Below are 14,534 nucleotides of genomic sequence, written 5' to 3'. Positions count from 1 at the left end.
CCGTCAGATCTCGCCGGAGAGCGCGTCGCGGACCGGGACGAACTTGGCCTGGGACTCGGCCAGCTCCGCCTCGGGGTCCGAGCTGCCGACCACGCCGCAGCCGGCGAAGAGCCGCACCGTCGAGTCCCGGACGAGCGCCGAGCGCAGGGCGATGCCCCACTCGCCGTCCCCGGCGGCGTCGATCCAGCCCACGGGGCCGGCGTAGCGGTCGCGGTCCATGCCCTCGACCTCGCCGATGAGGGCGACCGCCTCCGGCGTCGGCGTGCCACCGACGGCGGCCGAGGGGTGCAGCGACTCGGCGAGCTGGAGGGAGGAGACGGTGGCCGCGTCGTGCACGACGCCGGCCACGTCGGTGGCCAGGTGCATCACGTTGGGCAGGTGCAGGACGAACGGGGCCTCGGGGACGTTCATCGAGGAGCAGTGCGGCTCCAGGGCGTCGGCGACCGAGCGGACGGCGTACTCGTGCTCCTCGAGGTCCTTGGAGGAGCGCGCCAGCGTGGCGGCGAGGGCCAGGTCGCGCTCGTCGTCGCCGGTACGCCGGATGGTCCCGGCGAGCACCCGGGACGTGACGAGTCCGCGCTCGCGGCGCACCAGCATCTCCGGCGTGGCGCCGAAGAGCCCGTCGACGTGGAAGGTCCAGCACATGGCGTAGTCGGTGGCCAGGCGGTGCAGCGGCCACCGCACGTCGACCGGCTCGTCGCAGGTGGCGACCAGGTCGCGGGCGAGGACGACCTTCTCCAGGTCGCCGGCGTTGATCCGGGCCACGGCGTCGGCGACGACCGACATCCAGGCCTCGCCGTTGAGCGCGCCGTCGCCGAAGCTCAGGCCCACGGGCGCGCGGGGGACGTCGGTGTGCTCCAGCCCCGGTGCCTCGTGGAGCGCGGACTCCCCGACGGTGGTCACCCACGCGCGGTCGCCGCGACGACCGAGCACGACGCAGGGCACGACCAGCACCGAGTCGCCGGGGTCGTCGGCGAAGCCGAACGAGCCGAAGGCGACCAGGCCGGTGCCGGGCTCGACGACCTCGTCGGTGACCTCGGCCCGGGCGGTCGTCTCGGCCCACCACTTGTCGGCGTCGCGGAAGCGCGCCGTGCCGCTGGTGCGCACCTGCGCGGCCACGCCCCAGCCGACGAGTCCCTCGCCGTTGCGCAGCCAGCTGACCGGCGCGTCGGCCGGCAGCAGGTCGAGGAGGCGGGTCGAGCCCGGATCCCCGAGGTCCACCGCGGTCGTCCGCACCACGAGGGGCCCGGACGCCGTCGCCACGGGGGTGGTCGCCGCACTCGTCACGCCCCGGAGCCTACGCGGAGACACCTCGTCGTCCCGAGCCCGGAGCAGCCCCGGCAGACGGGGTCGTGGCGGGGATCACGCCCCCGAGCCGCTCAGGAGCGGTAGACGATCACCTTGTCACCGAGGCGCACCTGGTCGAAGAGCCAGCGGACCCCGTCGTAGTCGCGCACGTTGACGCACCCGTGGGAGGCGCCGTTGTAGCCGGTGGCGGCGAAGTCGGGGGAGTAGTGCACCGCCTGCCCGCCGGAGAAGAACATGGCGAAGGGCATCGAGGTGTCGTAGAGGCTCGACACGTGGTCGCGGCTCTTGCGGAACACCGAGAACGCGCCCTCCCGCGTCGGCAGCTCGTCGGAGCCGAAGCGCACGTCGAAGCGGGTCTTGACCACTCCGTCGACCACCCAGCGCAGCGAGCGTGACGTCTTGTCGACGCACATGGCCCGCCCGGTCATGCAGCGCGGGTCCAGGGTCGGCCCCTGCGGCTCGATGTTGAAGAGCTCGGCCTTGGTGGGCTGGCGGGTCATCGCGGCCAGCCGGTCGAGGGTGCGCCGGTCGACCTCGCCGGTCACCGGGATCCGACGCTTCTCCTGGAAGCCCCGCACGGCCGTGGTGGTGCGTGCGTCGTAGACGCCGGTCACCTCACCGGTCCACCACCGCAGCTGCGCGAGTCGCGCCTGGAGGCGGCGCACGGCCAGTCCCTGGTCGCCGGCCGCGAGCAGGGCGGGACCGGGCGTGTAGATGTTGTGCAGCGCCTCCCGCGTCGGGTCGGTGGTGACCGCCACGAGCCGGGTCCAGGTGCGGGCGTCGACCCGTCCGGTCGTCTCGCGGTGCCGACGGGCCTGGAAGGTGCGCACGCCGTCGCGGGTCTGGGCGTCGAAGCGGCTGGTGACGACCTCGGAGTGCAGGCCGAGCTGGTGGAGCCGGCTCTGCAGCTCGCGCACCCGCCAGCCCGTGTCACCGAAGCGCAGCGGCGTGAAGGCCGCCCGGGCGGCCGGGCCGACACCGTCGGCGGCGCCGGCGGGCGCGCCGAGGGAGGTCGTGCCGAGGCCGGCGAGGCCGAGCGTCAGGACGATCGCCAGCAGGAGGCGGGTGGCAGTGGCGAGGGTCGTCCGGGCGGAAGGCCGGGTGAAAGGCCGGGCGAAAGGCATGGGATCTCCGAGGTAGGCAGGTGTCGTCATCGTAGAGACGCCCACCGACGCCCTGCGGTTGCGTCCGCACTACGCTCGCGGCGTGGCCCGTGCAGAGCTCGACAAGCAGCCGACCGACGTCCGACACATGTTCGACGCGGTCGCGAAGCGCTACGACGTGACCAACGACGTGCTCTCGCTGGGCCAGGACCGACGTTGGCGGCGCGAGGTCATCGCCGCGGTCGGCCCGTCGTACGGCGACCGCGTGCTCGACCTCGCGGCCGGCACCGGCACCTCCAGCCAGCCCTTCGCGGACGCGGGCGCGCACGTCGTCCCGTGCGACTTCTCCCTCGGCATGCTCCGGGTGGGCAAGCGGGCGCGTCCGCACCTGCCCTTCACCGCGGGCGACGGCACCCGTCTGCCGTTCGCGGACGACACCTTCGACGCGGTCACGATCTCCTTCGGACTGCGCAACATCGTCGACCCGGAGGCCGGGCTGCGGGAGATGCGCCGGGTCACCCGCCCCGGCGGGCGCCTCGTCGTGTGCGAGTTCAGCAGCCCGACCTTCCGGCCGTTCCGCACCGTCTACATGGAGTACCTGATGAAGGCGCTGCCGGCGATCTCGCGTGCGGTCTCCTCCTCCCCGGACGCCTACGTCTACCTCGCGGAGTCGATCCGCGCCTGGCCCGACCAGCAGGGCCTCGCCGCGATGATCGCCGCCGCCGGGTGGCAGTCCCCGCAGTGGCGCAACCTGTCGGGCGGCATCGTCGCCCTGCACCGCGCGACAGCCTGACGTCCCGCGTCCGCCGACGCCGCCCCGGCCCGCCATTTAGCCAAGCCTCGCGTGCGGTAAATCCGCAGGTGAGCGGCCGTTCCGGGGTGCCACCCCCCTGCGTGACGCGGCGCACACCGCGTCCTACACTGTGGGCTGCGCCACTAGTGAAGTAGTTCACAAAGTCACATGCGACCCCGGGTCGCGGTGGCTGCTCACGTGGCCGATTCCGCTGCACAGGGACGAGGAGGGGACGGCTCCATGGAGCTCTACACGCCGGTGCTCGTGCTCGCGGCGATCGCCGCGGCCTTCGCGGTCGGCTCGGTCGTGATGAGCGCCTTCGTCGGGCCCAAGCGCTACAACCGCGCCAAGCTCGACTCCTACGAGTGCGGCATCGAGCCCACCCCGCAGCCGGTCGGCGGCGGTCGGTTCCCGGTGAAGTACTACATCACCGCGATGCTGTTCATCGTCTTCGACATCGAGATCATCTTCCTCTACCCGTGGGCCGTGCACTTCGACGCCATGAAGGTCTTCGGGCTCATCGAGATGGTCGTCTTCATCGCCACTGTCTTCGTCGCCTACGCCTACGTGTGGCGTCGCGGCGGACTGGATTGGGACTGAGGCCCGCGATGCACGCACCCTGCCTTCGTTGTCCGACCACCCCACGGAAACGCGCTCCGCTTGCCTTTCCGCAGGGACCCCGGTGGTCGACGACCGCTCCGCTGCGCTCCGCTGAAGGTCGCCTTCCCTCCTCCGCCTTGGCATGGCACGCGCCTCGCGACCCTCAGAGAGAGGTCTGAATCCATGGGACTCGAAGAGAAGCTGCCGAGCGGCGTCCTGCTCACCACGGTGGAGGGCGTCGCCGGCTACATGCGCAAGGCGTCCTTCTGGCCGGCGACCTTCGGACTGGCCTGCTGCGCCATCGAGATGATGACGTCCGGCGGTCCCAAGTACGACCTCGCGCGCTTCGGCATGGAGGTCTTCCGCGCCAGCCCGCGCCAGGCCGACCTGATGATCGTGGCCGGGCGGGTCAGCCAGAAGATGGCCCCGGTCCTGCGCCAGATCTACGACCAGATGGCCGAGCCCAAGTACGTCCTCGCCATGGGCGTCTGCGCCAGCTCCGGCGGCATGTTCAACAACTACGCGATCGTGCAGGGCGTCGACCACGTGGTCCCCGTCGACATGTACCTCCCCGGCTGCCCGCCGCGTCCCGAGATGCTCATCGACGCGATCCTCAAGCTCCACGACCAGGTCCAGGCCACCAAGCTCGGAGCCAACCGGCTCGCCGAGATCGAGGAGCGCGAGACGCACGCGCTCCAGGCCCTGCCGACGAGCCAGATGCGAGGCCTGCTCCGATGAGCAACCCGTCCGACAACCCCTCCGACAAGCCGGAGACCGCGCACGTCGACCAGCCGGCCGTCGAGCAGTCCCCGGAGAACCTCCCCGCCCCCCGCGGCGAGGGCACCGAGGTGCGCTCGGCCGGCCAGCGCCGCGGCATGTTCGGCGTCTCCGGCACCGGTGACACCTCCGGGTACGGCGGCATGGTCGCCCCCATCGTGTTCCCGGGTGCCTCCCAGCGCCCGTACGGCGGGTGGTTCGACGAGGTCGCCGACGCGCTCGAGGCACGGCTCGGCCAGACCGACCTCACCGCCGCCGTCGAGTCCGTGGTCGTCCACCGGGGCGAGATCACCTTCCACGTCCGCCGGCAGGACCTGCCCTTCGTGGCGCAGATGCTGCGTGACGACGAGGCGCTGCGCTTCGAGTTCTGCTCGGGCGTGAGCGGCGTGCACTACCCCGACGACGCGGGACGCGAGCTGCACGCCGTCTACCACCTGCTCTCGATGACCCACAACCGTCGCATCCGCCTCGAGGTGTCCTGCCCCGACTCGGACCCCCACGTGCCCAGCCTGGTGAGCATCTACCCCACTAACGACTGGCACGAGCGCGAGACCTGGGACATGTTCGGGATCGTCTTCGACGGTCACCCCGCCATGACCCGGATCCTGATGCCCGACGACTGGCCGGGCCACCCGCAGCGCAAGGACTACCCCTTGGGCGGCATCCCTGTGGAGTACAAGGGCGGCTCGATCCCGCCGCCGGACCAGCGGAGGTCGTACAACTGATGGCCACGACACAGAACGACTCGACAGCGAACCAGCAGGACCTGTACGCCGACCCCAGCGACACCACGCAGGGCAAGGTCTTCACGGTCACCGGGCAGGACTGGGACTCCATCACCCAGGGGCTCGGCGACTCCGCCGACGAGCGGGTCGTCGTCAACATGGGTCCCCAGCACCCGTCGACGCACGGCGTGCTGCGCCTGATCCTCGAGCTCGAGGGCGAGACGGTCACCGAGGCCCGCTGCGGCATCGGCTACCTCCACACCGGCATCGAGAAGAACATGGAGTACCGCTCCTGGGTGCAGGGCACGACGTTCTGCACGCGGATGGACTACCTCTCCCCGTTCTTCAACGAGGCGACGTACGCCATGGGCGTGGAGCGCCTGCTCGACATCGAGGACGACATCCCCGAGAAGGCCCAGGTCATGCGGGTCCTCCTCATGGAGCTCAACCGCATCTCCTCCCACCTGGTCTGCATCGCGACCGGCGGGATGGAGATCGGGGCGCTGACCGTGATGACGATCGGCTTCCGCGAGCGCGAGCTGGTCCTCGACCTCTTCGAGCTCATCACCGGCCTGCGGATGAACCACGCGTTCATCCGCCCCGGCGGCGTCGCCCAGGACCTCCCGCCCGGTGCGCTCGACGAGATCCGCGACTTCATCTCCCTGATGGAGAAGCGCCTCACCGAGTACGCCGCGCTCTGCAACGCCAACCCGATCTTCAAGGCGCGCCTCGAGGGTGTCGGCCACCTCGACCTGGCCGGCTGCCTGGCGCTGGGCCTCTCCGGTCCGCCGCTGCGCTCCACCGGCTACGCCTGGGACCTGCGCAAGACGCAGCCCTACGCCGGCTACGAGGACTACGACTTCGACGTCCAGACGTGGGACACCGCCGACGCCTACGGCCGGTTCCGGGTGCGCCTCGCGGAGATGCACGAGTCGCTGCGGATCGTGGCGCAGGCGGCCACACGTCTCGCCGACCTCGAGGGCGCCCCGGTGATGGTCGGTGACAAGAAGATCGCCTGGCCCAGCCAGCTCGCCATCGGCTCCGACGGCATGGGCAACTCCCTCGACCACATCCGCCACATCATGGGCGAGTCGATGGAGGCACTGATCCACCACTTCAAGCTGGTGACCGAGGGGTTCCGGGTGCCGGCCGGCCAGGCCTACGTCCCGATCGAGTCGCCCCGCGGCGAGCTCGGTGCCCACGTGGTCTCCGACGGCGGTACCCGTCCGTTCCGGGCCCACTTCCGCGACCCGTCCTTCACCAACCTCCAGGCGACGAGCGTGATGAGCGAGGGCGGCATGGTCGCCGACGTCATCGTGGCCATCGCCTCCATCGACCCCGTGATGGGAGGCGTCGACAGATGAGCTCGATCGACCCCACGACCGCACCCGCCGTCGACCCCGGCATGGCCGTCAGCACCGCGCCGTACGCCGCGCCCAGTCCCGACCGGTTCTCCGAGAACGACGCGGCGCTGACGCCCCAGACGTGGAGCGAGCTGCGCCAGATCGCGGCCCGCTACCCCGAGGCCCGTTCGGGCCTGCTCCCGATGCTGCACCTGGTGCAGTCGGTGGAGGGCCGGGTGACGCCGGAGGGCATCGAGGCGTGCGCCGAGATCCTCGGCATCTCCGCCGCCGAGGTGAGCGGGGTCGCGACCTTCTACACGATGTACAAGCGCAAGCCGGTCGGCGACTACCTCGTCGGCGTCTGCACCAACACCCTGTGCGCGGTCATGGGCGGCGACCTGATCTTCGAGCGGCTCAAGGAGCACCTCGACGTCGGCAACGACGAGACCAGCGCGGACGGCTCCATCACCCTCGAGCACATCGAGTGCAACGCGGCCTGCGACTACGCGCCGGTGATGATGGTCAACTGGGAGTTCATGGACAACCAGACGCCGGACTCGGCGGTCCGGGTCGTCGACGACCTGCGCTCCGGCGCCGAGGTCCGCTCCACCCGCGGGCCCGCCCTGTGCACGTGGAAGCAGGCCGAGCGGGTGCTCGCCGGCTTCCCCGACGACCTCGCCGACGAGGGACCCTCCGCCGGCCCCGCGTCGCTGGTGGGCCTGGGCATCGCCCGCGCCAACGGCTGGACCGCCCCGGGCGGGGAGGCCTCCGGTCGCACTTCCGACGAGCCGGCCGAGGCCGCGACCGGGACCGAGGGCTCCCACGAGGCCGACCGGGCCGACTCCGAGGGCGAGGTCGAGCGCTCCGGCGCCGAGCTCAAGCACGAGGACGACGCCCGGGGAACCGAGGAGGCACAGTGAGCATCGACACCCTGACCCCGGTCCTCACGGACAACTGGGACGCGGAGCGCTCCTGGACGCTGGCGTCGTACGAGCAGCACGGCGGCTACGAGGCGATGCGCACGGCGCTCGGGATGGACCCCGACGCCATCATCGCCGCCGTCAAGGACTCCGGCCTGCGCGGGCGCGGCGGCGCGGGCTTCCCCACCGGCATGAAGTGGGGCTTCATCCCGCAGGACAACCCCAAGCCCAAGTACCTCGTGGTCAACGCCGACGAGTCCGAGCCGGGCACCTGCAAGGACATCCCCCTCATGATGGCCAGCCCGCACACCCTGGTCGAGGGCGTCATCATCAGCTCGTTCGCGATCCGCGCCAACCACGCCTTCATCTACGTCCGCGGCGAGGTGCTGCACGTCGTACGCCGCCTGCAGCGCGCCGTGCAGGAGGCCTACCTCGCCGGTCACCTCGGCAAGGACATCCACGGCTCGGGCTACGACCTCGACGTGGTCGTCCACACCGGCGCCGGCGCCTACATCTGCGGCGAGGAGACCGCCCTGCTCGAGGGCCTCGAGGGCCGCCGCGGCCAGCCGCGCCTGCGTCCTCCGTTCCCCGCCGTCGCCGGCCTCTACGCCAGCCCGACGGTCATCAACAACGTCGAGTCGATCGCGTCCGTGCCGAGCATCATCGGGCGCGGCGCCGAGTGGTTCGCCTCGATGGGCACCGAGAAGTCCAAGGGCTTCGGCATCTTCAGCCTCTCGGGCCACGTCACCCGTCCCGGGCAGTACGAGGCCCCGCTGGGCATCACGCTGCGCGAGCTGATCGACCTCGCCGGCGGCATCCGCGAGGGCCACGAGCTCAAGTTCTGGACCCCCGGCGGGTCCAGCACGCCGCTGCTCACCACCGAGCACCTCGACGTGCCCCTCGACTTCGAGGGCGTCGGCGCGGCCGGCTCGATGCTCGGCACGCGCGCGCTGCAGCTCTTCGACGAGACGACGTGCGTCGTGCGCGCCGTGCTGCGCTGGACCGAGTTCTACAAGCACGAGTCGTGCGGCAAGTGCACGCCCTGCCGCGAGGGCACGTGGTGGTTGGTGCAGACCCTGGCCCGGCTCGAGAAGGGCGAGGGGGCCGAGTCCGACCTCGACCTGCTGCTCGACCAGTGCGAGAACATCCTGGGCCGTTCGTTCTGCGCCCTGGGTGACGGTGCGACCAGCCCGATCTCGAGCTCGATCAAGTACTTCCGCGACGAGTACCTCGCGCACCTCGCCCATGGCGGGTGCCCCTTCGACCCGAACGCCTCGACGGCGTTCGCCCACACCGGAGCCACTGCATGACGACCACCCCGGCCAAGGTCGACCTGGTGACGCTGACGATCGACGGCGTGGAGGTCAGCGTCCCCAAGGACACGCTGGTCATCCGCGCCGCCGAGCAGGTCGGCGTACAGATCCCGCGCTTCTGCGACCACCCGCTGCTCGCCCCCGTCGGGGCGTGCCGCCAGTGCCTGGTCGACGTCCCGGACGCCGGCAACGGCAGGCCGATCCCCAAGCCGCAGGCCTCCTGCACGCTCACCGTCGCCGAGGGCATGGTCGTCAGCACCCAGGCGACGAGCCCGGTGGCCGACAAGGCCCAGCAGGGCGTGATGGAGTTCCTCCTCGTCAACCACCCGCTGGACTGCCCCGTCTGCGACAAGGGCGGCGAGTGCCCCCTGCAGAACCAGGCCATGTCCAACGGCCGGGGCGAGACCCGCTTCGAGGGCGTCAAGCGCACCTTCCCCAAGCCGATCAACCTCTCGGCCCAGGTGCTCCTCGACCGCGAGCGGTGCATCGTGTGCCAGCGCTGCACGCGCTTCTCCGACGAGATCGCCGGCGACCCGTTCATCGCGCTGATCGAGCGGGGCGCGCAGCAGCAGATCGGCATCGCCGACGACGCGCCGTTCCTGTCGTACTTCTCCGGCAACACCATCCAGATCTGCCCGGTCGGGGCACTGACCAGCGCGGAGTACCGCTTCCGCTCGCGCCCCTTCGACCTCGTCTCCACGCCCGGCGTGGCCGAGCACGACGCGTGCGGTGCGGCGATCCGCATCGACCACCGGCGCGGCAAGGTGATGCGCCGGCTGGCCGGCAACGACCCCGAGGTCAACGAGGAGTGGATCAGCGACAAGGACCGCTTCGCCTTCCACTACGCCCGGCAGGACGACCGCATCACCTACCCGATGGTGCGCGAGGACGGCGAGCTCCGCCCGGCCTCGTGGCCCGAGGCCTTCGCCGTCGCCGCCCGCGGCCTGCACGCGGCCGGCAGCGCGGCCGTCCTCACCGGCGGTCGGGTGAGCGCCGAGGACGCCTACGCCTACGCCAAGTTCGCCCGCGTCTCATTGGGCACCAACGACGTCGACTTCCGCGCCCGCCCGCACTCCGCCGAGGAGGCGGACTTCCTGGCCGCCCACGTCGCGCTGTCGATGGACGTCACGTACGACGACCTCGAGCGCGCCTCGGTCGTCGTGCTGGCCGGCCTGGAGCCCGAGGACGAGGCGGCCACGATCTTCCTGCGGCTGCGCAAGGCGTCGAAGCGGACGACCAAGGTCGTCGCGATCGCGCCGTACGCCACGCGGGGCCTGGGCAAGATGGGCGGGCGACTCATCCCGACCGCCCCCGGCCAGGAGGTCGAGGCGCTGCGCGCCCTGGCCGAGGACGGCGTCACAGCCCTCGACTCCGGAGGCGTCATCCTGGTGGGTGAGCGGCTGGCCCAGCACCACGGAGCCCTGACCGCGGCCGTCGAGCTGGCCCGCACCACCGGAGCCCGGCTGGCCTGGGTGCCGCGTCGGGCCGGGGACCGCGGAGCGGTCGAGGCCGGCTGCCTGCCGACCCTGCTGCCCGGTGGCCGCCCCGCCGGCGACGCGTCCGCCCGTGTCGACGCCGCCACCGCCTGGGGTGTCGCGCACCTGCCCGAGGCCGCCGGCCGCGACGCCGACGCGATCGTCGCCGCGCTCACCGACGGCAGCCTCGGCGCCGTGGTCGTCGGCGGCGTGGACCCCGACGACACGACCGACCCCGCCGCGACCCTCGCCGCGCTCGACGCCGCGTCCTTCGTGGTCAGCCTCGAGCTGCGTGAGACCGAGGTGACCCGCCGCGCCGACGTCGTGCTCCCGGTCGCCCCGGTCACCGACAAGGCCGGCACGTTCGTCACCTGGGAGGGCCGTCCGCGTCCCTTCGAGGCCGTCTTCACCAACCCCGGCTCGCTGCCGGACCTGCGGGTGCTGGCCGGGATCTCCGACGAGCTCGCCGCCCTCGGGCAGGGGAGCCCCCTCGGGTTCCGCACCGTCCCCGAGGTGCGCGCCGAGATGGAGGCCATGGGCCCGTGGGACGGCGAGCGTCCCGCCCCGGTCCTCGGCAAGCCCCCGCGCGCCCCGCGCAGCCGTGCCGGTGCGATCGTGCTCTCGACCTGGAAGCAGCTGCTCGACGGCGGGTCCATGCAGGACGGCGACCCGCACCTGGCCGCCACCCGCCGCCCGGCCGTGGCCCGGGTCAGCCCCGGAACTCTGGCGTCGGTCAAGGGCGCCAGCGACGGCGGCGTGGTCGTGACCGGTGACCGGGGCGAGGTCCGCCTGCCCGTCGAGGTCGTGCCGGACATGGTCGACGGCGTGGTCTGGCTCCCGACCCACAGCCACGGACGGGGCCTCCTCGTCGAGCTGGCCTCGCCCGGCAGCACCGTCACCCTGAAGGGAGCCGGCCAGTGATCATCTCCCAGCCCGTCTCGCAGGCGCTCACCCTCGCGGCCCAGGCGCCGCAGGGCGACGGGCTCGAGGCGTTCGGCCAGGACCCGTGGTGGCTCGTGCTGGTCAAGGCGCTGCTGATCTTCGTGGTCCTGGTGCTCCTCACGCTGTTCAACATCTGGTTCGAGCGCCGCGTGGTCGCCCGGATGCAGCACCGCATCGGGCCCAACGTCAACGGCCCCTTCGGCCTGCTCCAGTCGCTGGCCGACGGCGTCAAGCTGGCGCTGAAGGAGGACATCATCCCCAAGGCCGCCGACAAGGTGGTCTTCCTGCTGGCGCCGGTGCTGGCCACCATCCCGGCCTTCGTGACCTTCGCGGTGATCCCGTTCGGCCCCGAGGTCGGGCTGCCGTTCACCGACCGCACCACGCCGCTCCAGCTGACCGACATGCCGGTCGCCGTGCTGTTCGTGATGGCCATCGCCTCGATCGGCATCTACGGCATCGTGCTCGGCGGCTGGTCCTCCGGGTCGACGTACTCCCTCCTCGGCGGGCTGCGCTCCAGCGCGCAGATGATCTCCTACGAGGTCGCCATGGGTCTCGCGCTCGTCGCGGTCTTCCTGTACGCCGGCTCGATGTCCACGTCGGAAATCGTCGCGGCGCAGAACCCCGACCCGCAGTACTGGCTCGGCGTCATCCCGATCCCGACCTGGTACGCCCTGATCCTGCTGCCGTCCTTCGTGATCTACGTGATCGCGATGGTCGGCGAGACCAACCGGGCGCCCTTCGACCTCCCCGAGGCCGAGGGCGAGCTGGTCGGCGGCTTCCACACCGAGTACTCCAGCCTCAAGTTCGCCCTGTTCTTCCTCGCCGAGTACATCAACATGGCGACGGTCTCCGCGCTCGCCACCACGCTGTTCCTCGGCGGCTGGCACGCTCCCTGGCCGATCATCCAGCTGTGGGAGGGCGCCGACTCCGGCTACTGGCCGCTGCTGTGGTTCTTCGGCAAGATGCTGATCTTCATCTTCATGTTCATCTGGCTGCGCGGCTCGCTGCCCCGGCTGCGCTACGACCAGTTCATGGCGTTCGGCTGGAAGCGGCTCATCCCGATCTCGCTGCTGTGGATCATCGCCGTGGCGAGCGTCCGGGTGCTGACCCTCGACGGCGGCCTCGACCGCGACTACCTCATGGGTGCCGCCGGTGTGCTGCTCGTCCTGTTCCTCGTGCTGTTCTTCGTGGGCGGCCGTGGCACGGAGGACGAGGAGGCGCAGGCCCCCGTCGACCGCGAGCCCGTGGACGCCTTCGCCGGAGGCTTCCCGGTGCCCCCGATGCCCACTGGTGGCGCGGTCCGCGGTGCGGCCGCCCCGCTGACCTTCGCCGACCGTCGTACGACGGTGCCGGGCACCTCGAGCACGTCCGTCGCCGACGGCACGGCCACCCCCGGGTCCGTGTCGCAGGAGGAGAAGTCATGAGTGAGCCCAAGGGCTTCAAGGAGCAGTTCTGGGACCCGGTCGCCGGCTTCGGCGTCACGTTCCGGACCATGTTCAAGAAGGTCGTCACCGAGCAGTACCCCTTCGAGAAGATGCCGACGGCGCCCCGCTTCCACGGACGCCACCAGCTCAACCGGTGGCCCGACGGCCTCGAGAAGTGCATCGGCTGCGAGCTGTGCGCCTGGGCGTGCCCGGCCGACGCGATCTACGTCGAGGGCGGCTCCAACACCGACGGGCCCGACGGCGAGCGGTTCAGCCCCGGCGAGCGCTACGGCCGCGTCTACCAGATCAACTACCTGCGCTGCATCCTCTGCGGGCTGTGCATCGAGGCCTGCCCGACGCGGGCTCTCACGATGACCAACGAGTACGAGCTGGCCGACAACAACCGGGCCGACCTCATCTACGAGAAGTCCGACCTGCTGGCCCCGCTGCTGCCCGGCATGGAGCAGCCGCCGCACCCGATGCGCCTCGGCGACGACGAGGGCGACTACTACCGCGGCACGTACGGCGCTCCCACTGACCTGGTCACCGACCGCACCGCGCCCGCGGGGGAGGGGAGCCACTGATGGCCTTCTGGATCCTCGCCCCGATCATGGTGGTGGCCGCGCTCGGCATCCTGTTCGTCCGCAAGGCGGTGCACGCAGCCCTGCTGCTCGCCGTCGTGATGATCAGCCTCGCGGTGCTCTACGCCGTCCTGGACGCGCCGTTCCTGTTCGCCGTGCAGATCATCGTCTACACCGGCGCCATCCTCATGCTGTTCCTCTTCGTGCTGATGCTGGTCGGGGTCGACGCCTCCGACTCGGTGGTCGAGACGATCCGCGGCCAGCGCGCCATGGCCACGGTGCTGGGCCTGGTGCTGGGCCTCGTGCTCGTCACCGCCTTCTCCCAGGTCGCGCTCGGGTCCGCCGTGGGCCTCGACGAGGCCAACGCCGGCGGCAACATCCAGCAGCTCGCCAACATCTTGTTCAGCCGCTACGTCTTCGCCTTCGAGGCGACCAGCGCACTGCTGATCACCGCGGCCATCGGTGCCATGGTGCTCGCCCACCGCGAGCGCCTCACGCCCAAGCCGACGCAGGCCTCGCTGGCCGCGCAGCGGATGCGCGACTACGCCGAGTCCGGCAAGCACCTCGGGCCGCTGCCCTCGCCGGGCGTCTACGCCCGCCACAACGCGGTGGACACCCCGGCGCTGCTGCCCGACGGCACCGCCTCGGAGGCGTCCGTCTCGCGCGTGCTGGCCGCGCGCGGCACCGTCCGCTCGGCCCCGGCGTTCGCCGACGACATCGACGAGGTACGCCGCCAGCTCGGCGGCGGACGCAGCGACGCGGCCGCCGACCCGGACCGGATGCCCGAGCAGTCCGGCAAGGCCGGCGCCCCGGCAAGCACCGAGGAGGACGTGCCCGGCACCCCAGGACGTTCTTCGGCTCCTCCGCTTCGCTCCTCCGACGAACAACGCCCAGGGGACCCCGCATGACCAACGAGTACGTCGTGCTCTCCGCGATCCTGTTCACCATCGGCTGCGTGGGGGTGCTGACCCGACGCAACGCCATCGTGGTCTTCATGTGCGTCGAGCTGATGCTCAACGCCTGCAACCTCGCCCTGGTGGCCTTCGCCAAGCAGCACGGCAACCTCGACGGCCAGATCGCCGCCTTCTTCGTGATGGTGGTCGCTGCTGCCGAGGTCGTCATCGGCCTGGCCATCATCATGACCATCTTCCGCACGCGACGCTCGGCCTCCGTCGACGACGCCAGCCTGCTGAAGTACTGAGGACCTGACTGTGAACCTGACTGTGAACG

14 protein-coding genes are annotated in these 14,534 nt (G+C 71.4%); 12 read left to right on the top strand and 2 right to left on the bottom strand.

Translation table 11 applies throughout. From position 1 onward, the window contains the following. Nucleotides 1–3 precede the first annotated feature (3 nt). Together ASG94_RS07115 and ASG94_RS07110 are read right to left on the bottom strand one after the other, a co-directional pair. Entirely contained in the window at nucleotides 4–1,287 is a 1,284-nt protein-coding gene (locus ASG94_RS07115; protein WP_056925611.1) for an isochorismate synthase, read from the bottom strand. Between the two features lie 92 nt (nucleotides 1,288–1,379). After that, nucleotides 1,380–2,432 (bottom strand): L,D-transpeptidase family protein, encoded by a 1,053-nt coding sequence (locus ASG94_RS07110; RefSeq protein ID WP_056925610.1) that lies wholly within the window; start codon nucleotides 2,430–2,432, stop codon nucleotides 1,380–1,382. 82 nt (nucleotides 2,433–2,514) lie between these two features. Between ASG94_RS07110 and ASG94_RS07105 the strand changes: the two genes are divergently transcribed. From ASG94_RS07105 to nuoK, 12 genes are all read left to right on the top strand, one after another. Next, entirely contained in the window at nucleotides 2,515–3,204 is a 690-nt protein-coding gene (locus ASG94_RS07105) for a demethylmenaquinone methyltransferase (protein ID WP_056925609.1), read from the top strand. A 240-nt stretch (nucleotides 3,205–3,444) separates the two neighbouring features. Next, entirely contained in the window at nucleotides 3,445–3,804 is a 360-nt protein-coding gene (locus ASG94_RS07100; protein ID WP_056925608.1) for an NADH-quinone oxidoreductase subunit A, read from the top strand. 183 nt (nucleotides 3,805–3,987) lie between these two features. Next, a complete protein-coding gene (locus ASG94_RS07095; protein WP_056925607.1) occupies nucleotides 3,988–4,542 on the top strand; it encodes a NuoB/complex I 20 kDa subunit family protein in 555 nt (184 codons plus the stop codon). After that, the gene (locus tag ASG94_RS07090) at nucleotides 4,539–5,306 is read left to right on the top strand and encodes an NADH-quinone oxidoreductase subunit C (protein WP_056925606.1); all 768 of its coding nucleotides are present in this window, start codon (nucleotides 4,539–4,541) and stop codon (nucleotides 5,304–5,306) included. The genes ASG94_RS07095 and ASG94_RS07090 overlap by 4 nt, the downstream gene beginning before the upstream one ends. Beyond that, nucleotides 5,306–6,670, top strand: coding sequence for an NADH-quinone oxidoreductase subunit D (locus tag ASG94_RS07085; protein ID WP_056925605.1), 1,365 nt, complete (start codon nucleotides 5,306–5,308; stop codon nucleotides 6,668–6,670). Before ASG94_RS07090 ends, ASG94_RS07085 begins: the two co-directional genes overlap by 1 nt. Then, nucleotides 6,667–7,569 carry an NADH-quinone oxidoreductase subunit NuoE gene (gene nuoE, locus ASG94_RS07080; RefSeq protein WP_156411452.1) on the top strand — a complete coding sequence of 301 codons (903 nt, stop codon included), beginning with the start codon at nucleotides 6,667–6,669 and terminating at the stop codon, nucleotides 7,567–7,569. The genes ASG94_RS07085 and nuoE overlap by 4 nt, the downstream gene beginning before the upstream one ends. Before the next feature lie 2 nt (nucleotides 7,570–7,571). Next, the gene (gene nuoF, locus ASG94_RS07075) at nucleotides 7,572–8,879 is read left to right on the top strand and encodes an NADH-quinone oxidoreductase subunit NuoF (RefSeq protein ID WP_056926344.1); all 1,308 of its coding nucleotides are present in this window, start codon (nucleotides 7,572–7,574) and stop codon (nucleotides 8,877–8,879) included. Beyond that, complete coding sequence (locus tag ASG94_RS07070; RefSeq protein ID WP_056925604.1) at nucleotides 8,876–11,278, top strand: NADH-quinone oxidoreductase subunit G; 2,403 nt, start codon at nucleotides 8,876–8,878, stop codon at nucleotides 11,276–11,278. Before nuoF ends, ASG94_RS07070 begins: the two co-directional genes overlap by 4 nt. A 95-nt stretch (nucleotides 11,279–11,373) precedes the next feature. Continuing rightward, nucleotides 11,374–12,723 (top strand): NADH-quinone oxidoreductase subunit NuoH, encoded by a 1,350-nt coding sequence (gene nuoH / locus ASG94_RS07065; protein ID WP_235537224.1) that lies wholly within the window; start codon nucleotides 11,374–11,376, stop codon nucleotides 12,721–12,723. Next, nucleotides 12,720–13,307 (top strand): NADH-quinone oxidoreductase subunit NuoI, encoded by a 588-nt coding sequence (gene nuoI / locus ASG94_RS07060; protein WP_056925603.1) that lies wholly within the window; start codon nucleotides 12,720–12,722, stop codon nucleotides 13,305–13,307. The genes nuoH and nuoI overlap by 4 nt, the downstream gene beginning before the upstream one ends. Beyond that, nucleotides 13,307–14,212: an NADH-quinone oxidoreductase subunit J gene (locus tag ASG94_RS07055; protein WP_082623981.1), complete on the top strand. Its 906-nt coding sequence runs from the start codon at nucleotides 13,307–13,309 to the stop codon at nucleotides 14,210–14,212. Before nuoI ends, ASG94_RS07055 begins: the two co-directional genes overlap by 1 nt. Beyond that, nucleotides 14,209–14,505, top strand: coding sequence for an NADH-quinone oxidoreductase subunit NuoK (gene nuoK / locus ASG94_RS07050; protein ID WP_056925602.1), 297 nt, complete (start codon nucleotides 14,209–14,211; stop codon nucleotides 14,503–14,505). The genes ASG94_RS07055 and nuoK overlap by 4 nt, the downstream gene beginning before the upstream one ends. Nucleotides 14,506–14,534: the final 29 nt, after the last annotated feature.

Origin of the sequence: Nocardioides sp. Soil805, from assembly GCF_001429625.1 — a bacterium.
Classification (GTDB): Bacteria; Actinomycetota; Actinomycetes; order Propionibacteriales; family Nocardioidaceae; genus Nocardioides.
This window is presented reverse-complemented; position numbering and strand designations above follow the sequence as displayed.

Coding starts and splice junctions, on each gene's coding strand:
- ASG94_RS07095 (WP_056925607.1), top strand. CDS start 3,988: ATGGGACTCGAAGAGAAGCTGCCGAGCGGCGTCCTGCTCACCACGGTG.
- nuoE (WP_156411452.1), top strand. CDS start 6,667: ATGAGCTCGATCGACCCCACGACCGCACCCGCCGTCGACCCCGGCATG.
- ASG94_RS07090 (WP_056925606.1), top strand. CDS start 4,539: ATGAGCAACCCGTCCGACAACCCCTCCGACAAGCCGGAGACCGCGCAC.
- ASG94_RS07100 (WP_056925608.1), top strand. CDS start 3,445: ATGGAGCTCTACACGCCGGTGCTCGTGCTCGCGGCGATCGCCGCGGCC.
- ASG94_RS07085 (WP_056925605.1), top strand. CDS start 5,306: ATGGCCACGACACAGAACGACTCGACAGCGAACCAGCAGGACCTGTAC.
- ASG94_RS07055 (WP_082623981.1), top strand. CDS start 13,307: ATGGCCTTCTGGATCCTCGCCCCGATCATGGTGGTGGCCGCGCTCGGC.
- nuoK (WP_056925602.1), top strand. CDS start 14,209: ATGACCAACGAGTACGTCGTGCTCTCCGCGATCCTGTTCACCATCGGC.
- ASG94_RS07070 (WP_056925604.1), top strand. CDS start 8,876: ATGACGACCACCCCGGCCAAGGTCGACCTGGTGACGCTGACGATCGAC.
- nuoI (WP_056925603.1), top strand. CDS start 12,720: ATGAGTGAGCCCAAGGGCTTCAAGGAGCAGTTCTGGGACCCGGTCGCC.
- ASG94_RS07110 (WP_056925610.1), bottom strand. CDS start 2,432: ATGCCTTTCGCCCGGCCTTTCACCCGGCCTTCCGCCCGGACGACCCTC.